Raw genomic sequence first — 23,400 nt, forward strand, 5'->3', positions numbered from 1 at the left:
TCCGTAACCCCCGATCAGGATCAACAACACCCCATGAACAGCCTTTTCAACTTTCGCCACGCCATTGCGGATACCGGAATTCGGGTGAGCCCCCTGGGGCTGGGCACCGTAAAGTTTGGCCGTAATCAAGGGGTGAAATACCCGTCCGGGTTTGAACTGCCCAGCGATCAGGACGCGGCAAATCTAATCGCTCAGGGCAAAGACCTCGGCATCAATTTAATCGATACCGCGCCCGCCTACGGCACCAGCGAAGAGCGCCTCGGGCCGCTCCTTAAAGGGCAACGCCACGACTGGATTATCTGCAGTAAGGTCGGCGAAGAGTTTGAGCTGGGGCAATCCACCTTTGATTTTTCCGCAGCCCATACCCGCCGCAGTATCGAGCGCAGCCTGCAGCGCTTACAGACAGACATGATTGATTTGGTGCTGATACATTCAGATGGCAACGACCTGGACATCATTGACAACGGTGAAGCCTTGGGCGAACTGGAAAAGTTGAAACAGGAGGGGCTGATTCGCGCGTTCGGCATGTCCACCAAAACCGTGGCCGGGGGGATCGAAGCCGCCAAACGCAGCGATTGTGTAATGGTGACTTACAACCTCAACCAGCCCGAAGAAAAACCGGTTCTCGATTACTGCGCGCAACATCATAAAGGGGTGCTGATCAAAAAAGCGCTCGCCAGCGGTCACATCGCCCTTGATGACAGCACCGACCCGATTCAGGCCAGCATGGATTTTCTGTACGCGCACCCCGCGGTCAGCAGTGCGATTATTGGCACCATCAACCCGCGTCATCTGGCGGACAATGTCAGCAAGGCATTAACCACACTCAATCGACTGGCGTGCGCTGACGCTAAGCGTTAGCGCAATCTGGAAACGTGATAACACAAACATGAAGCAAAGCTCATTCAAACACCTCTTCAAAATGAAAACCCTGCAAAATGCGGAACTGGAGAAACTGATTGTAGCCGGCCACGTTCTGGAAAAGGACGGTCACGGCCCCAAAGTCATTCTTTTGGCAGAAGATCGCTACCTGAAAATCTTTTACCCAAAGCGCGCGATCAGCATGTCAAGGCTGCGCTCACGGGCATCACAGTTTGCCAGTAACGCCGCCAAACTGAAAAAGCGTGGCATCACCACCGTCGGTATCCTTGATGTGTTCCGCACCTGCAATCCACGCCGGGACTGTGTTTGTTATCACGGCATACCCGGCGAGACGGTGCGCAGTGCACTGAAAAAAACACCCCGCGACACCGCCCTGTCAAAACAGCTGGGGGGCTATATCGCACAGCTGCACAACGCCGGAGTGATGTTTCGCTCACTGCACTTTGGCAACGTGATTCAGTTGCCGGACCAACGCCTTGGGCTGATTGATATTGCGGACATGCGGCTGAATGTTTTTACACTGACGTATCATCAACGCCAACGCAACTTCCAACATGTGTTTCGCTATGAAGAAGATCTGACCCTGATTCATCTGGAGTCCTTTATTGACGGCTATCACGCCGTCAATAAGAGTCAGGGGCATAACAGGGCACGCCTGGAAGAAGCCATTCGCAACGCCGCGCCTGCGATTACCGGCTCCTAGTACTGCAGCCCCGAAGTCAAGGGCTAGAAGAAGTCACGGGCTATAAGTCACTGGCTATAAGCCTCAGAGGGCAGCGCAATGCAGTTGCCCTCTGAGACGTAAGTCTTGCAACTACTGAGCCGCGGTCAGGCTCAATCCTGGTCGCGGATTTTTTCAACAATGGCGGTGGTCGAGCAGTTGTCGAAAAAGCTCAGAACCTTCACCTCGCCACCATAACCTTTGACTATTTCCCAGCCCACGACCTGGTCTTCGGAGTAGTCTCCGCCTTTGACCAGCACTTCGGGCTTGATGATCTCCAACAAACGCTCCGGGGTGTCATCGCCAAAGGAAATGACCCAGTCGACCGCTTCCAGACCCGCCAGCACCGCCATGCGACGATCCACCGGGTTGATCGGGCGGGCAGGGCCTTTTAGCCGCGACACCGACTCATCACTGTTAATGGCCACCACCAACCGATCCCCCAGGCTGCGAGCGTCCTCGAGGTATCCCACATGGCCAGCGTGGATAATGTCGAAGCAGCCGTTGGTAAACACGACCTTTTCGCCCTGGGCGCGAGCATCCTCCAACGCAATCAACAGTTGCTCTTCGGTCATCACACCGCGCTCGGAGCCCTGCTCGGCACCAATGGCGCGGCGCAATTCCGGCCCACTGATGGTCGCCGTACCCAGCTTACCCACCACAATACCGGCGGCCAGATTGGCCAGCGCCACCGCCTGCGGCAGCCCACTGCCCGCCGCCATTGAAGAAGCCAGCACCGAAATCACGGTATCCCCCGCACCGGTCACATCAAATACTTCGCGGGCCCGGGCCGGCAAATGAAACTCCGGCTGGTTGGGGCGCAACAGGGTCATCCCGTGCTCTCCCCGGGTTACCAGCAGCGCTTCCAGATCCAGCGACAGCATCAATTCGGTGCCCTTGGCCACCAGAGTGCTTTCCTGAGAACACTCCCCCATGACCGCTTCGAATTCGTGCAGGTTCGGCGTTAACAAGGTGGCCCCGCGGTAGCGCTCAAAATCGGTCCCTTTCGGATCCACCAATACCGGCACCTTGGCCGCCCGCGCCGCCTTGATCAGGCTCTGGGTATCCTGCAAGCTGCCTTTGGCGTAATCCGACAGGATTACGGCCCCCATCATCGGCAGTAATTTGCGAGCTTTATCCAGAAACCCGTCACTGTCTGCGGCACCGAAACTGTCTTCAAAATCCATCCGAATCAGTTGCTGGTGACGGCTGATCACCCGCAACTTGGTGATGGTGGGTTTGTCGGCCGAGGTCTGAAAATCCGTATGAATGCCCACCGATTCCAGCCGGCTACGCAACGCATCCGCCGCTTCGTCCTGCCCCACCACACTGATGAGGGACGCCCCCGACCCCAATGCCGCAATATTCAATGCCACGTTACCCGCACCACCCGGGCGATCTTCCACCCCGTTCACCTTGACCACCGGCACCGGCGCTTCCGGGGAGATTCGCGAGGTGCCACCGTGCCAATAGCGGTCGAGCATGACATCGCCAATAACAAGAACCTGGGACTGATCAAAACGGGGCATGGTGAGTTGCATGATATTTTCTCAATAAGTCTTAGGGTACTGGGGGTTGGGTGCCTGCGCCACAACAGCGTCAGCAACAAGAACACCTCCCAAAAATCATTTCCCGTCATTTTAGCCGCTGACAGCACAGGCTGACAGGAACAGCCTCTTAATCTGAACACCGGGCACTGGCAACCGAAGTTAAACCCTAGCCCTGAAATTGCATGGAGTGTAATTTGGCATAGGTCCCCTGCTTTTCCAGCAACTGCGCATGGTTGCCGATTTCAACAATACGCCCTCGATCCATCACCACAATTTTGTCGGCACTTTCAATGGTGGATAAGCGATGGGCAATCACCAGCGTAGTGCGGCCTTTCATCAGCTCCTCCAGTGCCCCCTGAATCGCGCGCTCGGACTCGGTATCCAGCGCAGACGTTGCTTCATCCAGAATCAGAATAGGCGCATCCTTAAGCAGCGCACGGGCAATCGCCAGGCGCTGACGCTGGCCACCCGACAAGCGTGTGCCATCCTCACCGATCAGGGTATTGAAACCTCTGGGCATGTTTTCAATAAATTCCGTGGCATGGGCGGCATCGGCTGCCTGGCGAATGGCCTCTTCTGAGGCCCCCGCCAATCCACCGTAGGCAATATTACTGGCGACGGTATCGTTGAACAGCACCACATCCTGATTGACCAGTGCAATCTGGGAACGCAAAGACGACAGGGTGTACTCCGTTAACGGTTGACCATCGATTAAAATCTGCCCCTGTTGATAGTCGTAAAAGCGCGGAATCAAACTGGCCAAGGTCGACTTACCACTGCCGGAGCTGCCCACCAGCGCCACCGTTTCCCCGGCCGCAATCTCAAGGTCAATCTCTTTCAGCACCTCGCCGTCCTCTTCCTGATAGGCAAACGAGAGGTCTTTGAATTCGATACGCCCCTGCAAACGACCACTTTCCAGTGTGCCGTCATCGTGTTCCGTCTGTTCATCCAGCTGCTCAAAAATGCTTTGCGCGGCCGCAATGCCTTTCTGAATCGTGCCATAGATTTCACTGAGCTGGCGCACCGGTTTGGGGATCAAGCCTGCGGCAGTGATGTAAGCCACAAAAGCACCAGGGCTGCTGGTATCCATGAAGGTCATGGCCAGATACACCAGCGCTCCCATGGCGGCCGCCACAATCACCTGCATGACTGGCGTTGCCAAGGCACTGGTTTTCACCAACTTCAGATTCTGCTTGAGGTTTTCCTGACTGACTTTTTCAAACCGTCGGCGCTCATACTCTTCACCGGAAAAGGTTCGCATCACCCGATACCCCGAAATCATCTCCGAACAGATTTGAGTGATATTGCCCATCACCACCTGAATTTTACTGGCCAGCTTTTTCAGGCGCTTGCCCACGGTCGCCACCAGAATACCGATGAAAGGCGCTATCACCACAAACACCATGGTCAGCTTCCAGTCCTTCCACAGCAGGTAACCTAGTAGGCACACAACGGTAAAACCCTCACGAATCAGAACCTTCAGAGCATCGGTAGCAGCACCGGTGACGCCCTGCACGTTATAGGTAATGCGGGAGATGAGGTTGCCGGAATTGTGTTCATCGAAATAGCTGCTGGGCAGGCAGGTGAGCTGGTTAAAAAGCTGCACCCGCAAGTTGTGAACAATATTCAACGACACCTTGGCGATAAAATAATTACCAACGAAAGAGCCCACCCCACGGATGGCAAAAATCGCCATCATCAGCAGAGGAATCGCAACGCGCTGATCCCGGTCGCCACTTTCAATGGCGTTGATGAGCATTTCCATCACCTGCGCCAGTGCCGGCTGACTGGCGGCAAAGATTAAAAAACCGATGATACTGAGGGCAAATATGTGCCAATAGGGGCCAAGGTACTTCAGCAGACGCCAGTAGACATCCACTCCACCGGCTGGCGGTGCTCCTGCCAGCGCGTGCGCACCTTCTTTTGTCGTGGACTCGCTCAAGCTGGCCTGAGAGGCAGCGGGTTCAGACAACGCAGTTTCAGATTCTGCTGCGGGCTTATTCATATACAGGCACCAACCATAGCAGCCAAGCTGCCGGACCGAAAAAATTGGGGGCCAATCATAACACAAAGCACCCGCCTTCTACCCCGGCCATTGGGGTTTAGCCTTCTGCCGGAGCTTGTAGGCATTCAGAGACCGCCATGTTAATCGCCGCGCCCTTCATCAGGTGAGGAAAATGCCCAACAGTTCCCAATTGAGCGTCAGTCACTCTGAATTCGCCCGCCTGCATCATTCGCAGCAGCTGCGAACTGATTTGGGGAGAGAAATGGATCAAATCCTTGTAATTCTGCAGGTTATCCACAACGCCCTGCAGAGCGGTAAAGTCAAACAGCTCGACATTCGGCTCTGGGGTTAATTGAATCACGACCTCCCTCATGAGTCGGCGGTAAGCGGCATAACGCAAAGGCTGACGCTCCGCCAGCAGGGCCCAGTAAAGCTCTGAAAAGGGAGGAAAAAACAGCTTAAACTGCGTTCCCGGGTGAGCCTGCACAGTGGCTAGCAAGTTTTCGCTCACATTACTGACAATTTGCTCATCTGCGACCCGAAAATCATCACTGACCGCCGGGAGACCGCGGCGACTCATCTGTAACGCCATGATGTCCGGGCAGCCGTATTGATATTTATCCCCCCAATACTGAAGGTTTTGCCAAGACTGTCCCGTGACATCTTGTCTGGCGGATAAGCTGCGCAATGCGCCCCTCCAGTCCTTCAGTGCTTTTTCGATATTACTGATGTTAAATAAATAATATATATCATTGAGCCAGTGGTTGTCGTAAAGATACCCGGGGAAAGCGTTACCTTTCACTTCCTGCGCAGGCAGGATGAAGGAGCCCGGATGCACGCCCCATACCAGGGTATCAAGCGTCTGCTGCTGCAAAGCCAGCCCCGCGGTCAATGCCTGCTCCCGCCCTGTGCCGGCCGAAATGGAGAGCACAGCCGCCTGACCTCCGAACAGCTGCTGCAGCTCTTCAGGCCTGAAGTTTTGGGTCATTGAGGTGCCGATGACGGCCACATTGAACGCTCTCTGGCGAATAATACCCGGGTTCTGCTGACGACCATCACTGTCCCAATGAGCCAGCCCCGAGTCATGGAAAAAACGCCAGGGGTCCACGTACGCATTTAACGCAATGATCGTCAGACAGCTCAGTCCGGCCGTGAACAGGATACTGAGTAAGAAAGATTTAGATGATGCCTGCATGGATCCCGCGCCTAAAATTGAAAATACAGAAATTCAGAAACACGACTGAGGGACAGCAGGCCAGCCACCAGCAGCAAACCACAGAAAAAGCCCGTCAGCGGCGTCAGCGGTAAGGCAAAACGACTCCTTTGCACCTCCTCCAAAACCGGTTGTTTGTGAGCCAGAAGATTATAAATATTTGGCGCAGAACAAACGAAGACCCACAAAGCCAGCATATTCCACAATGGGGACAGCGATTGCAAGGTTTCAAGATCCTGGAAATTCACGCCCTTTTGACTTAGCCAGGGCCCAAACTCACTCCAGCGAGACAGGTATTTGGCCGGCAGGGTAGTGCCATTCCTGCCGACCATTCCTTCGAGCATGGCCACGGCTCCTGCCAAGCTCTCCGCGCGAAAAAACACCCAGGCAAAGACCACACACACCAAAGTCAGTAACATGCCCAGCAATCCACCAATACGATGGATCCACGCCGGCATTGCCGGAATACCCGAAGTCAATCCCCGCCAGCCATGGTTGATAACCAGAAAAATCCCGTGCAGCCCCCCCCAGATGGCAAAATTCCAACCCGCACCATGCCACAGCCCCCCCAGTAACATGGTCAACATTAAGTTCGCATACCGGCGCACAGGCCCCAGTCGATTGCCTCCCAGAGCAATATACAAGTAATCACGCAAAAACGTGGATAACGTAATGTGCCAGCGACGCCAAAACTCAATGATATTTCGACTGCGATAAGGCGAGTTAAAATTGATCGGCAGAACAATCCCAAAACAGCGTGCGGCCCCCACTGCCATATCGCAGTACCCGCTGAAGTCAAAGTAGAGCTGCAGACTATAGGCCAGAGCACCCTGCCAGGCCTCCACCAGAGTGAGGGTGCCACCGGCATCCGCCTTGGCAAAAACCGGAGTGGCGAACAACGCCAGGTTGTCCGCAATCAGCACTTTTTTGGCCAACCCCACAGTAAAGATCACCAGGCCAATAGAAATATTGTCCAGCTGAAGTGGCTGGCGCCGGTTACGCATGAACTGAGGCATCATATCCCGGTGATGGACAATGGGACCGGCAATCAGTTGCGGAAAAAAGCTTACGAACAAACAGTAATGCAGAAATCCGTAGTGGCGGGTCTTTCCTTGATAGCTGTCCACCAGGTAAGCAATCTGCTGGAAGGTAAAAAACGAAATGGCCAACGGCAATAGAATGGTCAACCCATCCCAACGGGTTCCAGCCAGGGCATTGAGGGTTTCAATAAAAAAGTTGGCGTACTTGTAATAGCCTAACAACCCAAGGTTGATCACAATTCCAGCGGCCAACACCAGCTTTCGCCACTTCGGCCTCAGGGCCTCACGCCCCAGATACAACCCCAGAGAATAGTTGCCCAAAATCGAGTACAACAGCAGCGGCAGGTATTCGACCCGCCACCAACTGTAGAAGAACAGCGACGCCGCAACCAGCCACAACACCGGCGCCGCCTCTGGCGCAGTCCTTTTCAGCAAGTAGTAGCCCAGCAAAACGACTGGCAAGAAAACCAGAATAAACTCAAACGAATTAAACAGCATTGGGTATAATCAACCAGAGATTCTGGCCCGTGACATTGATATACAGGGTCGCTATGGTAGACGTTTTTAACCGCCCATCAAACCTATTCAACCACCCCCAGGGGTATCGCCCACATCAATTTATGAATTTAATGTCTTATCGATCACACTTTCTGGCGCTGCCACAATATCTGACCCCGGCACTAGCTGCGGCGTTACTCAGTACGCTAAGCACGCTGATCATCATCAGCCTGTCAGGCAGCATTAACGCCGACGCCACCCAATACCTGATTGCGGCAGACACATTTAAAGTCAGTGGCTGGGACGCCGCCGAGGAGATTTATCCACGCCCCTTTTACTCTGTACTGATAGGCGGGCTTAGCCAGATCACCCACACCAGCTCCTTCGTCAGTGCGCAACTGCTGGACATCAGCTTGCTGGCACTGCTGGGCTACGCCTTTGTCAAAGTCATTCAAGCGCTGGGAGGTGACCGCCGCGCGCAGTGGATAGGGGCTTGCCTTATCGTGCTACTGCCAACGCTTGCCGATTATCGCGACTATCTGATCCGCGATTTTGGCTACTGGGCTTTTATGCTGCTCGCGCTTAACGCTCTCATTCGCTTCCAGGCTAATGCAAGGCTCCTGCAAGCTGGCCAATGGTGCGCCTACAGTGGCATTGCTATGCTGTTTCGCCCGGAAGCTGTGTTATTGCTCGTCCTTGTTCCCACGGCTTTATTGCTGCCATCACCACAGTCTCTTGTGCTGCGACTCAAACTTACGGCCAAATTGTATGGATTGCTGCTGGCTGGGTTGCTGATCGCCCTGGCGATTGGCCTCAGCACGGGATTGCAACTGCAAGACAAATTTATTGAATTGGCCCTCTCCCCACTGCTGGAACAAGCCAATCAACTCGCCATCAGCCTGCCGAAATACACTCAAGTCATGGCCTCAGAAATTTTAAACCGGCATTCCGAAGAACACGCGGCCTTATCCGTAAGCCTGGTTTTGTCCGGTATCTTTGTCGCTACCCTGCTCTCCGCACTGACACCCATCATTGTATTTCTTGGTCTGTATCTGTGGAAGAAAGGCCAGCTCCGCTGGCCGCGCAATACCCCTTATCTGATGATGCATATCGTGTTGGCCGGTATATTGATAAACTTTTTACTGTTCAAGCATTTTATGCAGGCGCGCTACATGCTCTTAACCGCCCTGCTGTTATTAATTCCCTTGTGCATCGGCCTGTCAAGGGAGTACGACAACATTGCCCGCAGTAAGGTGAAAAAAGGCCTGCTGTTCACGCTGGCAATGCTGGTCTTACTCGACAACCACATTAGCACCAGCAGCCATGAGCACGATCAAGACAGCCTGGCCTGGCTACAACAACACAGCAGCCAGGATGACTGGATCTACACCAACGATCATCAGTTGGCGTATTTCAGTGGTCTTACCTTCGACTGGAACGACATCCTTTACGCCAAACGACGCCTCGAGAAAACCCCTGCATCGCGACTGTATGGCTACGATTTTGTTGCCCTCAACGTCGGTCGCAAAGATGCTAAAATACAAGCCTACGCAGAAACATTATCAGCGCTGAATTATCACCAACGCGCCAAATTCAGCAACAACCGTGGAGACCAGATCATTATCTTCGAGTCCCCCGATGCCCATCGTCAACGTGAAAGTGATCAATGGCAGTCAGCCCACAAACAAGCGTTCCACAACCCTAACCGGGGATAAGTAACCATGAAGCATATTCATATTGTCGGCTGCCCCCGCAGCGGCACCACCTTAATGATGGAGCTGATGAGCGCCTGTTTTCAGCACGATCAAAGCTGCGACCACGAAATCAGTATTTTCGAACCGTCCCCCGACAACATTGACCTCTACATCAGCAAAAAGCCCACGGACATCCTCCACATCAAACACATTTTTGAGAGAGATCCGAACCTGTTTGTCATATATTTGGTACGCGATCCTCGTGCGGTGTTTACCAGCAAGCACCATTCAAACCGGGACATTTACTTTTGCAATTATAAAATCTGGAAAAAATGTGATCTCGCTGCAGAATCCTTTGAAGGCCACCCCAGATTTTTAACCATCCGCTACGAAGATCTGGTGGAAAAACCTGACGCATGCCAAAAGGCAATTGCCACCCAATTTGAGTTTCTCCAAGAGCAACATCAGTTTTCGGAGTACCACAAATTCGCTAAACCACCGGAGGACGCACTGAAAGCGATGGAGGGGTTACGACCGGTCAATTCTGCCAGTCTAGATAAATGGAAACAGCACCTGCCTCGCGTTAAAGAACAATTACAACGCAATCCAACCCTGACAAGCGACCTGATCCGACGTGGTTACGAGCCGTCCAAGAACTGGGAACAGATTCTAAAGAATACAGATGCAACGGTTTTTCCCTGCCGCTACCCTGAAAAAGACAACCCGCTTAAAGAAGGCGAGAAAGCATTGCGCATGTGGTGGCGATCAAAACGTTATCTCCGCCAGCACAAGCTCTAGCAATGTACGTTTGCTGTCATTGACTTGCTAAGCTCTAGAAACCGAGAGCAAACGCGTCGCTAAAGCTGATACTCCTCAATATCCGCTTCTGTAATCTTACGAATCACTTTGGCTGGTACACCACCAACCGCGGTATAGGCTGGAACATCCTCGGCGACGACCGCCCCGGCAGCCACAACCGCCCCCTCACCAATTGTCACCCCCGGCAGAATAATCGCTGCACAGCCAATCCAGGCCCGGTCGCCAACATGAATGGGCTTGGTCCATGTCCCTCGACGACCACCGGGAAAGTGGGCCAGCCCATGCCCCACCGTCTCAAAACAAACCCGGGGTCCCACTCGGACATCATCCCCCAACACGATGGGACTCTCAGGGCAGGCAAAGCGAACTTCAGTATTCAAAAAAACCTTCTTACCCAGCTGAATATTCTTCGCTCCGCCAATTGGCCGAATCGTCAAAGGTCCGAAAATCATTCCCTTTTTCAGAATCTTCACACCTGCCAGGCGTAACAGCAGGTACCGGTATTTGTCACACAGGGTCAGGCGCGGCAGCCAATTGGCCAGCGTCAAAAACAACAACTCTCTCAATGCACCCATCGCTCACCTCTCAACAGCCCGCTCTTTGCGTTCATCTGCGCAAGTTATACTTCTGTAATAATTCTTGAGTGAGAAAAGAAAAGGTCTGATAAAGCTCACTGCCCTTTTCCCAATTGACTAAAAAGCGTTCAAAATCTTTATGAATGGCCCGCTTAAACATCAGTCCTGATGCGTGTATCTGCACCGCATCCAGATCAATCACCGCCACCTGATCACCATCGACCAACAAGTTGGTGGCTTTCATATCACCATGACTGACCTGGGTGTACAACAACCCCTCGAACACATTCTCAAAGTGGTGAAGCAACTCCTTGTGACAGCCGTGAACCGGCAAATAATGAAAGGCATCCTCTCCAGAGGCAACCGTACTGATAAAATACGCGCGTCGCAGCATTCCCCAGCGGCGTTCTTCTACCATCGCCACCGGCACCGAAGTCGGCACCCCCATCAAATGCAAGATATGACCACCGAGCCAGCTGGTCCGAGCCCGCGAACGACCAAAAGCACGCTTGACAGCCACCCAATGGTTTTTCAGGTTATAACGCTTTATCACGTATGTCCGTCCACTCAGTTCAATGCGCGCCACCGTTGCTGAATTACCCCGTTTCAAAAGGTGCCCGCGGTCAATGGCACGATCCAGGGTGTGGCAACCGCTCAGCAGGTTTCGAAGCTCTGGCGTCTGCTCTCGCCGCATGCACAGCGCACGTACGTTCTCGCCTTTAATTTTGGAAACCCACGAAGACGTTCGCAACATTTTATACGTCAGTTTGCGCATGCGCTGGCGCCAGGCCATCATTACCATTTGCGCCAGAGCAACATCATCAATATCGAGAGTCTTTGACAACTTGTCGCTACAGATGCCCATCAAATCACGGTGCAAAGGATAAGGGAACTGCGCCACCATCAGCGCCAGGTTTTTTAACAAAACCCTCTGGGATGACGTGTGCTGCTTTTTGATGCCACCGGCATCAAGAACATATAAGCGATCATCACTGTAGGCAAAATTTTCCTGATGGGCATCGGCCTGATACAAACCGGACTGATACAGTTGTCCCAGTAATTCGGCCAACTCAGCGAAAAGTTGCCGCTGTTGTTCACGGGAGTTCGCGCCTTTCCAGCACTCTTTGAAGCTTTTCAGTTGCGGCAACAATTCCTGCACCAGCCAGTAACCGCCACCTTCGATGGTGCCATGATCAAGCACTTCAGCCGCCGAAACCCGCCCTTCAGACAACGCCTGCGACATGCGAATTTCTCGTTGAAATTCCTGCTTGGCACGGGTGACTCCGATCAGGGCGATTTTACCGTGGCCAAAGAAAAGCTTAATGAAGACCGGAATCCCCTGCCAGCGGCCAATACCCGCCAAACGCCGGCCCGGCAAGTGCCGGGCATAGGATGAGAACACCAAACTGCCATCACGCCCCTCAACAGGCACTTCAATTTGCTCCGGCAATACCCGTCCCAGCGCCCTCAGATCCGCGGTTGTCTGCTGCTTAGTCATAATAAACGGGCTCTGCTTTAGGAGGCATTCAGTGTTTCACAACCAAAATATCTTCCATAATCAAATATTCCAAATCTGATCCGAAAAACATATTCAAGGCATCTGTGGGAGAGCACACCATGGGTTCTCCACGACGGTTAAGAGATGTGTTCAAGACCACACCATTACCAGTCAATTTTTCCATCTCTTCCATCAACTGGTAATAAGGCTCATTAACGCCAGGTTGTAACGCCTGGGCGCGGGCGGTGCCATCTTCATGCACCACTTCTGGCACACGGGCTTTCCACTCATCTTTGACTTCGAAAGTGAAGGTCATATAAGGCGCAGGATGGTCCACTTTAAACATTTCTGGTGCCACACGACTGAGCATGCTCGGGCAGAAAGGGCGCCAGCGTTCCCGAAATTTGATCTGTTCATTGATGCGGTTAGCAACACCTTCGGCACTCGGACAGCCGAGAATAGAACGACCACCCAGCGCGCGAGGCCCAAACTCCATACGCCCCTGGAACCAGGCCACGGGATTGCCGTCGGCCAGTATCTGTGCGATTTCTGCGGGTACATTTTCGATCCTGCGCCAGTTTGGCTGGCCTGCATGTTTGGCACAGGCTGCTATCACCTCTTCACTGGTGTAACGGGGACCGAGATACACATGCTCCATTTTTTCAACGGCCACCCCACGCTGTTCAGAGGCGTATGCGGCAGCTCCAATGGCGGTACCGGCGTCACCCGAGGCGGGCTGAACAAACAACTCTTTCAATTCTTCGCGGGCAACGATCTTCTGGTTTAGCTTCACATTCAGTGCCCCGCCACCGGCAAAAGCCAATTTACCTGTTTCCCTGAGAACATCACCCAGATAATAATCCATCATTTGCAACGAGAGCTTTTCAAACAACGCCTGCATGCTGGCCGCATAATGAATATAAGGTTCGTCGGCGATATCGCCCTCTCGCTTTGGGCCCAACCAATCAATCAGCTTGTCACTGAAATAGTAACCCTTGCCCTTGTCTTTGTGGCGACGTAAGCCAATAACATTGGCGTATTCTGTATTGATCACCAGTTCGCCATCTTTAAAATTTGCCAGGCGAGAGAAGTCGTATTTGGTCGGATCACCATAGGGCGCCATGCCCATGACCTTGTACTCGCCATCGAGCATCTCAAAACCCAGAAACTCCGTAATCGCGCCATACAGCCCACCCAACGAATCCGGGTCGACGAATTCTTTGATCTTGTGAATTTTGCCGTTTTCTCCATAGCCAAAAAAAGTCGTGGCATATTCACCCTTACCATCAATACCCATGATAGCGGTTTTTTCCTTAAATCCACTGCAATGGTAGGCACTGGAGGCATGCGCCAGGTGATGCTCGACGGATGCGATCTCAACTTTTTTGGGATTGATCCCCAGCTGCTGCAACAGCCAGATAATTTTTGACTTATAACGTCGGTAGCGACGGTTACCATTCACGATCGCATCAATGGCACGATCCGGAGCATACCAATAGCGCTTGGCATAATGCCAACGGTGAGGTTTAGTAATACTGATGGGCGCAAAGGGAATCGCTACGACATCAATGTCTTCAGGATTTATGTCTGCATATTCAATACAAAATTTAGCCGACTCATAGGGCATACGATTTTTGGCGTGTTTGTCCCGCACAAACCGTTCTTCTTCGGCTGCGGCCACCAATTTTCCATCGATATACAACGCGGCTGAAGGGTCATGATTGACTGCACCAGACAAGCCCAAAACGATCAACGACACACGCAAACCCTCTCTCAATTATCCTTAACAATGTTCATCTGCGACCAGTAACAATCCTGCTGTTTCCTGTCGCCCCCTCACTATTCTCTACCGTCAAAGAACTTCAGAATTTTTCTGATATCCCGTTTATCTTTTTTCGTCAGGCGCTTAGCGCCGACATACTGAAAATAAAATCTTAAGCGTTGGCTTCTGCTCAATACCTTTTTGCCGATTTTATCCAGACAGGCAATGTCTTTAATGCGGCGGTATTCGAAAAAAGGCCCCCACCAAAAAGCACCTGCGGGGCAGTCTATCATGTGAATGAGCGGGGAATGCTCAGGGCCCGACACCAGAATATTGCGCAATTTCCAGTCATTATGGGCAAACTGATGTTGATGCATCACCGCTGAAGCATGAGCCACCTGATCACTCACCGAAGCCACCCAGTCGGCTGATCGCAACAGCGGTGAAGCGGCCGCCGCCAGCGCGGCAAGATCGGTTGACCCCGGAACCTCTGCCGTAATCAAGGCACCTTTTCGCGACCATCCCACGCGCTCTTCACCGTAAGCCACAACGTTGGCGACGGATAAGCCCCACGATTTAAAACGCAGTAAATTTTCCCACTCCCGCCGCGCCTTTGACTTCCCCAAACACCGTGCCAATCCGTCACCGGCTCGACCATAGCGCTTGACGTAATAACCTTTGCCGTCCAGCTCAACGCGCAATACCGTACACAAGGAGCTGGTGGTGATAATTTTCCCCTGCAGGGCCCACACTTGCTCCAGTGAAGAAAACGCACGATGAGCCTCAGGCAAATCAGAAGCAATACTGTTGTGCCAGCCCGCCATCAGCGAATGATCCCTTTTCGCACCGCTCGCTTATACAAATGCTGTGCTTTGGCTTCCACTTGTTGCCACAACTTTTGTTGATCGTTTAAGGCCTCTCGCAACGGCAAGCCGGTGTAATCCCGGATAAAACGCAATTTATCTCTCAGAGTTAACGGCACATCAAATGCGGAAAAATACAAGCTCGCCAAGTCCTTGAGGCGCCAGCGATAGGGTATTTTTTTATGGATCAAGGCGCGATGCAGGTCAATAATCGCCAAATCAGGATCGTTGGTGAAGGTACGATTGCGCAACAAAAAATGGCAAATATAAAAATCCCGGTGGTTAACACCGGCCTCATGCATCGCCCTGGCCATGTGGCAAACGGTAGCCATCACAGCACGCTTTTGTTGTAACGAGGGCGGTTGTTCTCGCCATTCAATGGCCAGGTCTTCCAGCGATATCGACGGCTCAATGGCATCCGTCACAATGAACGAGAGCTGCCGGGCCGGATTTTGACCTTTCTCACCAAAAGCCGCCACCGACATCGTCCCTACATCCACCGCCTGCAGGGCCTCGATGGCCGCTTTTTCGTTACTGGCGCCAAGCACCGGCAGACGCCCCTGAACCAGGTTTTTAAAAATCTCCTTCCACCCTATACCGCGGTGTAACTTGAGGAAGTAAGCCTTTTCGTGCAACTCAAAACGCAGAGTACGGCGACCTTCCAGTTCGCGGTACACATCCCCGGTAATGTGTTCTACGACCTCAAACGGATCTTGACCAGCCCAGGCTCTGGCCAGCTCTTCACGCAAATAGACGCTCATGAACGCTCCCGGGACAACACTTGATCAATAACATCGGCGGCATATTGTGGCTGGCTGTATAGATCATGATTCTGAGCAAATGCGAGGCCATTCTCACTCCAGGACTGCTGTGGCAACTCCAACAGCATCGAGGCCAGCAATTGGTTGAGGGTGTCTTGGCTGAAGGGCGACGCTAACACCTGGCCAGCCCCGGCATCGTGAATATAGTGTGCATACCCGCAGACATCGGTAACCAACACCGGCAATCCACTGCACAGGGATTCAATCAAAACTTTGCCCGCGCTCTCGTAATAGGCCGGATGCAACATCAAATCGGCACCAAACATAAAGCGGCGCACATCACTGCGGCCGGCAAAAAATCTCACCCGATCCAGTACGCCCAACTTTTTTGCCTGGCGCTTAAAGCGAGACGGGGTATCCTGGCCCACAATAAAAAACCGGGTTTTCAACAGCTGGGCTTGCGGTAATGACGCCAGGGCAAGTAAAGCCCGATCCAAACCCTTGGTTTTAAAACCAGACCCGACCATCAACAACAGCGTCTCATCGTCTGACAACTGAAACTCTTGGCGGAAAGCCCGCCGCTGTATTTCACGTTCGGAGGCATCTTTGTAGGCTGGGTCAATCCCAGGGGGCAGTAAGTGAATCCGCGGCTCAGGGGTGGCGTAATACTTCTGAAAGATATTACCCTGATTGCGGGCAATGGTCAGTATTTCAGTTTTCGAGTGAGGGGCAAAAATGACATCTTCATAGTGCAGGAAGTGCTTACCCCGGCCACTGTTTTGGTACCAGGCACTTCGCTCCAGAGCCTTTTCTTTGAAGCAAGGATCTGCGGCAAAATAGACATCCAGATCCGGCATTTTGTTAAAACCAATCATCAAATCAAACTGGTCGGCAACCTGCCGGTCACGCAGCCATTGGGTGAAATTCTGATAGCGCCGGTAACTGGCCCAGCCCTTAACCGGTACCGTCACCACCTCTAACCACTCAGGTACCTCTCCCTGCCACTCGAGCACATAGGCGGTTATCTGATGGCCGCGGCGATGGCATTCGCTGGCCACCGCGAGAAAATCCCGCTGCAGACCACCGAACGAAAAATATTTATACAGGCAAAACGCCAACTTCATAGGACGGGGTCTCAGCAGACTTCACGTGATGGCAGTAAGGGCTGCAGTTGCGCCAGCACCCGGTCGGCCGTGAGCGGGGAAAAAATTTCAGGATCGGCCTTGTAATCCACCGGCTCATAATCTTTCACGCACAGATGGACCTGGTTTTCACCGTAAGCGCCAATCAATGCCGGACTGGTGGGCCCGTACAAAGAGACGGTAGGGATATCCAGCGCCGCACTCAAGTGCCCAAGCCCGGTATCCACCGCGACCACCGCCGTGGCTTGCGCCAGCACCCCCGCCACACCGTTCAGGTTCAGTTTCGGCAACACCTGTATCATGGGGTTGCCCTCGGCAATACGATAGGCGCGACGCTTTTCATCCTTGTTGCCCCAGGGCAGGCGCACGCGCACGCCCTGCGCGGTCAGGGTTTCGGCCAGCTGTTTCCAGTAGTCTTCCGGGTAATGCTTGTCGTGGCGGGTGGTGCCGTGCAGGAACACGACGTTGCTGGACTCTTGCGTAGCGCTGCAAAACCGGCGCTTGTCGATGCCATAGCGGCCCTTGGTTTCCGGCTTGGGGTAGGACAAGGCGAGCGCAAACAGGTGGCGGATTCGTTCAACCGCGTGCATGTCAGTAGGCACATCGTATTGATGCTGGTAAGCCAGCGCGGCGAGCTTTTCCCGCACCGAATGCTTGTCATAACCGGCGGTCGGCGCCTTCGCCAGACGAGCCACCCAGGCACTCTTCAGCAGCCCCTGAGCATCGATCACCAGATCGTAGTGATGCTTGCGCAATTGCGTGCGGAATTGCTTCCACTCCACCGAGCCAATGGTTTTAAAAATCTCTTTGCGCCAGCGCCGGATCGACACCGGGATCACCGTATTGACGGCCGGGTGCCAGCCGGGAATTTCAGCAAAGCTGTCTTCGACCACCCAATCGAACTCAATGTTCGGGAAGGCCTGCTTGGCATCCGTCAATGCCGGCAGGGTATGAATCACATCACCCATGGAGGATGTTTTAACAATCAGCACTCTCATTGGGCCAAAACTCTCTTCAACGCGTCCAACACTTGCTCTGGTTTAATATCAATCATGCTCTGGTGATAGCCAGCCTCGGCTTCCCCTTTACGTACTTTTAAATAGCCGTCGATTAACCGGATCACTTCAGCCCGGTCACTCAGCGGTGGAGTGAACTCCGGACTGGTCGGGCCATAAAGCGCCACCAGCGGTGTTTCGACTGCGGCGGCTACGTGCATCAGGCCAGAATCATTGGTGACCACCGCTTCGCAGGCCGCGAGCAAATCAATCGCCTGGGGCAAGCTCGTGCGCCCGGCCAGACCGTGGAACGCCGCCTGCTGTTCATCGGGCAACTGCTCCCTGATCGTCTCAACCACCTCGGCGTCCTTGGCCGAACCGAAACACGCCACCTGTTTGCCATCGGCGATCAATCTGGACGCCAGTGCCGCGTAGTGATAATCCGGCCAGCGCTTGGCGGGGCCAAACTCGGCCCCCGGGCACAGGCCGACCAGGCCTTCGGGCGGCAAGTCAAACTCGGCCAGGGCAGTTCGCTGCCCCTCGCTGGAAACCGTCAGCCGCGGCGGCACAATAGCGGGCAGCTCCGAGGCGCGGCGCACACCTTTACCGGCCAGCGCCACATAGCGCTCCACCATGCGAGGGAAGGCCGCTTTATCCAGCTTGCGCGGATCGTTCAGTAACACATAGCGCATCTCGCCCAGCCAACCGGTTCGCAACGGTATCTGGGCCAGCCAGGGGATCAGTGCCGACTTGAAGGAGTTAGGCAACACAATGGCCTGGTCGTAACCGCGCTTTTCCAACACCGCCGCCAGTCGCTTGCGCACCCCCCATTGGAGGCTGCCATGGCCCACAGGCATGGCGATGGAATTGGCGATCTCTGGCATGCGCTCAATCAGTCCCCGACACCAGTCTGGCGCCAACACATCTATCTCACAGTTCGGGTGCTGAATTTTGAGTTGCCGATAGAGCGATTGGCTCATCAGCATATCGCCGACCCAGGAGGGCCCAATGATCAAAATTCTGCTGCTTCCCATGTGTCACCCACTCTTTAGCCGCACGGCGAAATAAAACTCGGCATGATACCCCAGTCACCCGAAAACGTCAGTAAAAGCGCCCTTAACCAGCACTCAGTATTCCAATTTCAGAGCAGGCTCATTACAATTCGCGGTCCGGGACTTATCGACAGGGCCACCCCCCTAACATCCTGACTCACAGTGACACTGATTTTTGACCCCCTATTTGAGGTTCCCCTATGACTGCCTTTGGTAGTGTTTTCATGCCAGAAATGGCCTTGACTGAATTTGACGGAGAAAAGTGGGGCGATCACAAATTGGTGCCCAGTGACAGCCTGACGCTGCACCCCGGCGCTCATGTGCTGCATTACGCCAGCACCTGCTTTGAAGGCCTGAAAGCCTTCCGCCACCCGGATGGCAGCGTCAAAATATTCCGCATGGACGACAATATTGCCCGCTTTGCCCAGAGCACGGAACTGCTGGCGCTGCCGGCCATCGACCCGGCACAGACCCGCGATATGATCCTCCAGGTGGTGGAGCGCTTCGCCAGTCAGGCGCCAGAAGCCCCCGGTTCGCTCTATATCCGCCCCACCCACATCGGCACCGAGCCGGCGATCGGCAAGGCGGCCGCCCCGTCGCTCACCTCTTGTCAGTACGTGCTGGTATCGCCCGTGGGTGACTATTTCGCCGGGGGTTCCGACACCACCTTGCGTTTATTACTGGAAGAAAACGGCATGCGCTGCGCGCCGCACATGGGCCGCATCAAAAGTGGCGGCAACTACGCCAGCGCCCTGCAGCCGATCATGAAAGCCAAACGTGACCTCAAGGTAGACCAGGTACTGTTCTGCCCCAACGGTGATGTTCAGGAGACCGGTGCCGCCAACTTCCTGCTGATCGATGGTAACACCCTGATCACCAAGGCACTGGACGACAGCTTCCTGCACGGCATTACCCGCAACTCTCTGCTCACCATTGCCCGCGACATGGGCCTGAACGTGGAAGAGAGAGACTTGAGCGTGACGGAACTGCTGGAACGCAGCCGCAAGCCAGGCTGTGAGGCTGCGCTTTCGGGGACGGCCGCGGTATTAACCCCGGTGGGTACCCTGTTGCACAATGGCACCGAATACCAGGTGGGCGATGGCCAGGCGGGCACGACCACCGCCAAGTTGCGCCAGGCGCTGAACCACATCCAATGGGGACTGGCCGAGGACACTCATGGCTGGCTGACCAGCATCTAACGCCAGCTCCAGTCTCGTCGTGACGGGTGAAGGATTCAAGCCCGTCATGGCGATCGCAGCGCGGCCCCCACATTCTGCCTCGGCAGATAGCCTCCGGGGGCTCGCACCGACAGGCATTCTGACCCGCGACATCACCCCAAATAGCGAGTCCAGATCCGCGTCACACTCTCTCGCTCCGCCTCAAACTCATTGCCATCCACTACGCCCGGCATACGCTGTAACGCCAGCCGGTGACCCGCTGACCGGAACACCTTGTAGGCCTCGATCAACTGATCCGCATCGTCCGCGCTCATCAACCCCGCGGCCTTGAGCGTTTCCAGAATACGGATGTTGTCACTCCAGCGACACAACTCAGGCGCCTTTTCCGCCCAGGCCAAAACCATGTACTGCACCAGAAACTCGATATCGACAATACCGCCGACGTCCTGTTTGAGGTGAAACTGGCGGGTCTTTTGCTCTTCACTGCCCTGCGTCCCCAAATGCGAGCGCATCTTCTCCCGCATGGTCACCACATCTTTTTTTAACGCAGCCTCGTCGCGAGGCTGTTGCAGCAGTTGATTGCGCAGCGCTTCAAATTCGGCGGTCAATCTCTGGCCACCGGCCACCACCCGCGCCCGGGTCAGGGCCTGATGCTCCCAGGTCCAGGCTTCATTGCGCTGGTATTTTTCAAAAGCCGTCAGCGAGCTGACCAGCAGCCCCGAATTGCCCGAGGGCCGCAGCCGCATGTCCACCTCATAAAGTTTACCGGACATGGTTTGGGTGTTGAGGATATGAATCATTTTTTGCCCCAGGCGGGTAAAAAACGTCTGATTGTCGATCGACCGCTCCCCGTTACTGTAACCCTGGGCGCTGGCGTCGTGAATAAAGACCAAATCCAAATCCGAACCATGGCCCAGCTCGATCCCCCCCAGCTTGCCATAGCCCACCACCACAAAATCCGGCTCCGGCTGCCCAGCCAAAGGCTGTGGACGGCCATGCCGCTCGACCATCTGTTGCCAGGCCAGACTGAGCACATGCTCAAGAATCACCTCGGCCAGCCAGGTGAGATAGTCACTCACTTTCATCAACGGCAAAACGTCGGTCACTTCACTGGCCGCTACCCGGAGGCCATGAGCCATGCGGAAGTAACGCAGGGTTTCCATCTGCCCTTCAAGGTCATCCCACCCCACTCGCAGCACCTGCTGGCGCAACTCATCACGCAGGGTATCTTTGTCCGGTGGCGCGTAGAGACTGCGCGGGTCCAGCAATTCGTCCAGCAAGGCGGGGTGCTGTGCCAATTGCGCCGCAATCCAGCTGCTGCCACCACACAGGCGGATCAACTGTCGCAAGGCGTCGGGGTTCTCGACCAACAGTAACAAATAGGCGGTGCGCCGTGCCACCGCTTCCACCAGCACCAGGATCCGGCTCAAGGTCTCGGCGGGCTCCTGCATGTCGCCCAACAACGCCAGCAATCTCGGCATCAGCGCATCCAGACGCGTCCGTCCATCGGGCTGCATGGTCATTAATGCGCGACTGGACAACAATTGAATCAAGGTCTCAGCCACCGCTTCCGGCTCGACCATGCCCTTGTCCCGCAATTGGACGCTCAGCGCCTCGACGTCCGGCAACGCATCTTCAGGTCCCGAGCGCTTGGGCCATAAAGGCTCCCAGGCGGCGAAGTCTTCATCGCTTTTGTTGCTGTCTTCAGGTTCGGCAATCACATCCTGAAAGTGAGCATTCACCACCCGCCGGTGGGCCTCCAGGTCACGATGAAAGCCGGTAAAATCGTCATACCCCATCACCCAGGCCAGACGCTCTTTGTCCGCCTCCTCAATGGGCAGGGATTGCGTCTGTTTATCCTGGTAGCCCTGAATGGCGTGTTCGGTATTGCGCAGGAAACGGTAGGCTTCACTCAACTCACTGGCCGCGCCCGCAGGCAAAAAGCCCTCTTGCTCCAGCAGAGGCAACAGTATTAACACCTGCCGCTCACGCAACCGCACGTCTTTGCCGCCGCGAATCATCTGGAAGACCTGCACAATAAATTCAATCTCACGAATGCCACCGGCCCCCAGCTTCACATCCGTGTTAATACCCTTGCGCTGCACTTCGCGATTGATGAGGGTTTTCATGTCCCGCATCGACTCAATGGCACTGAAGTCCAGATAACGCCGATAGGTAAAAGGTCGCAGCAAATCCATCAGCTGCTCGCCAGCCCGGACTCCGCCGGGCATGACCTCGCCGGACACCACCCGCGCCTTGATCATGGCGTAGCGCTCCCACTCCCGCCCCTGGGTTTGGTAGTACTCCTCCATCGCATCAAAATTCAATACCAGCGCCCCACTCTGACCGTAGGGCCGCAGCCGCATGTCAACCCGGAACACAAAACCGTCGCCGGTGCCGGTATCGAGACTGTGGATAACTTTCTGGCCCAGCTTGATAAAGTATTCCTGGTTCGAAACGGAACGCTTGCCGCCCTCCGTCTCCCCGGATTCCGGGTAGGTAAAGATGAGGTCAATGTCAGACGACACATTTAACTCATACCCCCCCAGCTTGCCCATGCCCAACACCACCATCGGCTGCGGAGTCTGGCTGTATTTGCCAATGGGCACGCCGAAGCGGCCCTGCAACTGTCGGTGGTGATAGGCGATGGCCGCCTGAATGGCCACTTCGGCCAACGAGGTCATATCCCCGGTGGTCTCTGGCATCTGCGCCAGACGGCAGAAATCCCGCCACAGAATACGCAGCATCATGTCGCGCCGGAAACGGCGCAATTGACGATCAAACTCTTTGTCGTCGGCGTCGAAAGTGTCTCCGTTGATGTTCAGTTTTCGCTGCGTCAACCGCGCATCCAATTCCGCGGCCATCGCTTCGGCACTGAGCGTGCGCGCAAAGGAACCGGCCTCCAGCCAGTCCAGAAAAGCATCGGTCTGATCCAGCGCCACTTTGGCAACATACTGACTGGCCACCCACATCCGCGCCAGCTGCGCCGCAGGTTCGGGGTGTGCCTGCAGCCAGGCGGTTAACCGCGCCTGCTGCGCCTCACTGCTGCGATCCCGCCAGAGATCCAGCTGACGCTGCAAGGACGAGTGAAAGAGAGAGGGGATTTGTTCAAAAGACAGCATAAGCATTCCGCAATAATAAAAAACCAGAGC

18 protein-coding genes are annotated in these 23,400 nt (G+C 54.6%); 5 read left to right on the forward strand and 13 right to left on the reverse strand.

The annotated features are described in order from the left end of the window. Positions 1–33: 33 nt before the first annotated feature. Both G8770_RS13415 and G8770_RS13420 read left to right on the forward strand, forming a co-directional pair. Complete coding sequence (locus tag G8770_RS13415) at positions 34–861, forward strand: aldo/keto reductase (RefSeq protein WP_167187565.1); 828 nt, start codon at positions 34–36, stop codon at positions 859–861. Between the two features lie 28 nt (positions 862–889). Continuing rightward, a complete protein-coding gene (locus G8770_RS13420) occupies positions 890–1,585 on the forward strand; it encodes a BUD32 family EKC/KEOPS complex subunit (RefSeq protein ID WP_167187568.1) in 696 nt (231 codons plus the stop codon). 131 nt (positions 1,586–1,716) lie between these two features. Here the strand turns inward: G8770_RS13420 and hldE are convergent, their stop codons facing one another. The 4 genes from hldE to G8770_RS13440 form a co-directional block, all read right to left on the reverse strand. Then, the gene (gene hldE / locus G8770_RS13425) at positions 1,717–3,144 is read right to left on the reverse strand and encodes a bifunctional D-glycero-beta-D-manno-heptose-7-phosphate kinase/D-glycero-beta-D-manno-heptose 1-phosphate adenylyltransferase HldE (RefSeq protein WP_167187571.1); all 1,428 of its coding nucleotides are present in this window, start codon (positions 3,142–3,144) and stop codon (positions 1,717–1,719) included. 175 nt (positions 3,145–3,319) lie between these two features. Next, the gene (gene msbA, locus G8770_RS13430) at positions 3,320–5,158 is read right to left on the reverse strand and encodes a lipid A export permease/ATP-binding protein MsbA (protein ID WP_167187574.1); all 1,839 of its coding nucleotides are present in this window, start codon (positions 5,156–5,158) and stop codon (positions 3,320–3,322) included. A 97-nt stretch (positions 5,159–5,255) separates the two neighbouring features. Then, positions 5,256–6,353, reverse strand: a complete 1,098-nt coding sequence (locus G8770_RS13435; protein ID WP_167187577.1) for a hypothetical protein — start codon at positions 6,351–6,353, stop codon at positions 5,256–5,258. A gap of 11 nt (positions 6,354–6,364) precedes the next feature. Beyond that, positions 6,365–7,909 (reverse strand): MBOAT family O-acyltransferase, encoded by a 1,545-nt coding sequence (locus G8770_RS13440; RefSeq protein ID WP_167187580.1) that lies wholly within the window; start codon positions 7,907–7,909, stop codon positions 6,365–6,367. A gap of 131 nt (positions 7,910–8,040) precedes the next feature. Here G8770_RS13440 and G8770_RS13445 point away from each other — a divergent pair, with 131 nt between their 5' ends. Both G8770_RS13445 and G8770_RS13450 read left to right on the forward strand, forming a co-directional pair. After that, a complete protein-coding gene (locus G8770_RS13445) occupies positions 8,041–9,624 on the forward strand; it encodes a hypothetical protein (RefSeq protein ID WP_167187582.1) in 1,584 nt (527 codons plus the stop codon). 6 nt (positions 9,625–9,630) lie between these two features. Further along, positions 9,631–10,401, forward strand: coding sequence for a sulfotransferase family protein (locus G8770_RS13450; protein ID WP_167187585.1), 771 nt, complete (start codon positions 9,631–9,633; stop codon positions 10,399–10,401). A 59-nt stretch (positions 10,402–10,460) separates the two neighbouring features. Here G8770_RS13450 and G8770_RS13455 read toward each other — a convergent pair whose 3' ends face one another. The 8 genes from G8770_RS13455 to waaF form a co-directional block, all read right to left on the reverse strand. Further along, a complete protein-coding gene (locus G8770_RS13455) occupies positions 10,461–10,997 on the reverse strand; it encodes an acyltransferase (RefSeq protein WP_167187588.1) in 537 nt (178 codons plus the stop codon). 31 nt (positions 10,998–11,028) lie between these two features. Continuing rightward, the gene (locus tag G8770_RS13460) at positions 11,029–12,495 is read right to left on the reverse strand and encodes a BUD32 family EKC/KEOPS complex subunit (RefSeq protein WP_167187591.1); all 1,467 of its coding nucleotides are present in this window, start codon (positions 12,493–12,495) and stop codon (positions 11,029–11,031) included. A 28-nt stretch (positions 12,496–12,523) separates the two neighbouring features. After that, positions 12,524–14,254 (reverse strand): carbamoyltransferase C-terminal domain-containing protein, encoded by a 1,731-nt coding sequence (locus G8770_RS13465; protein WP_167187593.1) that lies wholly within the window; start codon positions 14,252–14,254, stop codon positions 12,524–12,526. A gap of 80 nt (positions 14,255–14,334) precedes the next feature. Then, on the reverse strand, positions 14,335–15,081 hold the full coding sequence (locus G8770_RS13470; RefSeq protein WP_167187596.1) for a lipopolysaccharide kinase InaA family protein: 747 nt from the start codon (positions 15,079–15,081) through the stop codon (positions 14,335–14,337). Continuing rightward, a complete protein-coding gene (gene rfaP, locus G8770_RS13475) occupies positions 15,081–15,881 on the reverse strand; it encodes a lipopolysaccharide core heptose(I) kinase RfaP (RefSeq protein ID WP_167187599.1) in 801 nt (266 codons plus the stop codon). The genes G8770_RS13470 and rfaP overlap by 1 nt, the downstream gene beginning before the upstream one ends. Next, complete coding sequence (locus G8770_RS13480; protein WP_167187602.1) at positions 15,878–17,005, reverse strand: glycosyltransferase family 4 protein; 1,128 nt, start codon at positions 17,003–17,005, stop codon at positions 15,878–15,880. The genes rfaP and G8770_RS13480 overlap by 4 nt, the downstream gene beginning before the upstream one ends. A gap of 11 nt (positions 17,006–17,016) precedes the next feature. Then, a complete protein-coding gene (gene rfaC / locus G8770_RS13485; RefSeq protein WP_167187606.1) occupies positions 17,017–18,021 on the reverse strand; it encodes a lipopolysaccharide heptosyltransferase RfaC in 1,005 nt (334 codons plus the stop codon). After that, complete coding sequence (waaF, locus tag G8770_RS13490) at positions 18,018–19,052, reverse strand: lipopolysaccharide heptosyltransferase II (RefSeq protein WP_167187609.1); 1,035 nt, start codon at positions 19,050–19,052, stop codon at positions 18,018–18,020. The genes rfaC and waaF overlap by 4 nt, the downstream gene beginning before the upstream one ends. 218 nt (positions 19,053–19,270) lie before the next feature. On the opposite strand from waaF, the gene G8770_RS13495 reads away from it, so the two are divergent. After that, positions 19,271–20,269, forward strand: a complete 999-nt coding sequence (locus G8770_RS13495) for a branched-chain amino acid aminotransferase (RefSeq protein WP_167187612.1) — start codon at positions 19,271–19,273, stop codon at positions 20,267–20,269. 131 nt (positions 20,270–20,400) lie between these two features. On the opposite strand, the gene glnE is transcribed toward G8770_RS13495, so the two are convergent. Continuing rightward, positions 20,401–23,370 carry a bifunctional [glutamate--ammonia ligase]-adenylyl-L-tyrosine phosphorylase/[glutamate--ammonia-ligase] adenylyltransferase gene (gene glnE / locus G8770_RS13500; protein WP_167187615.1) on the reverse strand — a complete coding sequence of 990 codons (2,970 nt, stop codon included), beginning with the start codon at positions 23,368–23,370 and terminating at the stop codon, positions 20,401–20,403. Positions 23,371–23,400: the final 30 nt, after the last annotated feature.

Origin of the sequence: Pseudomaricurvus hydrocarbonicus, from assembly GCF_011602365.1 — a bacterium.
GTDB classification, from domain to species: Bacteria; Pseudomonadota; Gammaproteobacteria; order Pseudomonadales; family Cellvibrionaceae; genus Pseudomaricurvus; species Pseudomaricurvus hydrocarbonicus.

Excerpts from the sequence above, each read along its gene's own strand:
- G8770_RS13440 (WP_167187580.1), bottom strand. The coding sequence starts at position 7,909 with ATGCTGTTTAATTCGTTTGAGTTTATTCTGGTTTTCTTGCCAGTCGTT.
- rfaC (WP_167187606.1), bottom strand. The coding sequence starts at position 18,021 with ATGAGAGTGCTGATTGTTAAAACATCCTCCATGGGTGATGTGATTCAT.
- G8770_RS13495 (WP_167187612.1), top strand. The coding sequence starts at position 19,271 with ATGACTGCCTTTGGTAGTGTTTTCATGCCAGAAATGGCCTTGACTGAA.
- waaF (WP_167187609.1), bottom strand. The coding sequence starts at position 19,052 with ATGGGAAGCAGCAGAATTTTGATCATTGGGCCCTCCTGGGTCGGCGAT.
- G8770_RS13450 (WP_167187585.1), top strand. The coding sequence starts at position 9,631 with ATGAAGCATATTCATATTGTCGGCTGCCCCCGCAGCGGCACCACCTTA.
- msbA (WP_167187574.1), bottom strand. The coding sequence starts at position 5,158 with ATGAATAAGCCCGCAGCAGAATCTGAAACTGCGTTGTCTGAACCCGCT.
- rfaP (WP_167187599.1), bottom strand. The coding sequence starts at position 15,881 with ATGAGCGTCTATTTGCGTGAAGAGCTGGCCAGAGCCTGGGCTGGTCAA.
- hldE (WP_167187571.1), bottom strand. The coding sequence starts at position 3,144 with ATGCAACTCACCATGCCCCGTTTTGATCAGTCCCAGGTTCTTGTTATT.
- G8770_RS13460 (WP_167187591.1), bottom strand. The coding sequence starts at position 12,495 with ATGACTAAGCAGCAGACAACCGCGGATCTGAGGGCGCTGGGACGGGTA.
- G8770_RS13480 (WP_167187602.1), bottom strand. The coding sequence starts at position 17,005 with ATGAAGTTGGCGTTTTGCCTGTATAAATATTTTTCGTTCGGTGGTCTG.
- G8770_RS13435 (WP_167187577.1), bottom strand. The coding sequence starts at position 6,353 with ATGCAGGCATCATCTAAATCTTTCTTACTCAGTATCCTGTTCACGGCC.
- glnE (WP_167187615.1), bottom strand. The coding sequence starts at position 23,370 with ATGCTGTCTTTTGAACAAATCCCCTCTCTCTTTCACTCGTCCTTGCAG.
- G8770_RS13415 (WP_167187565.1), top strand. The coding sequence starts at position 34 with ATGAACAGCCTTTTCAACTTTCGCCACGCCATTGCGGATACCGGAATT.
- G8770_RS13420 (WP_167187568.1), top strand. The coding sequence starts at position 890 with ATGAAGCAAAGCTCATTCAAACACCTCTTCAAAATGAAAACCCTGCAA.
- G8770_RS13445 (WP_167187582.1), top strand. The coding sequence starts at position 8,041 with ATGTCTTATCGATCACACTTTCTGGCGCTGCCACAATATCTGACCCCG.
- G8770_RS13455 (WP_167187588.1), bottom strand. The coding sequence starts at position 10,997 with ATGGGTGCATTGAGAGAGTTGTTGTTTTTGACGCTGGCCAATTGGCTG.
- G8770_RS13470 (WP_167187596.1), bottom strand. The coding sequence starts at position 15,081 with ATGGCGGGCTGGCACAACAGTATTGCTTCTGATTTGCCTGAGGCTCAT.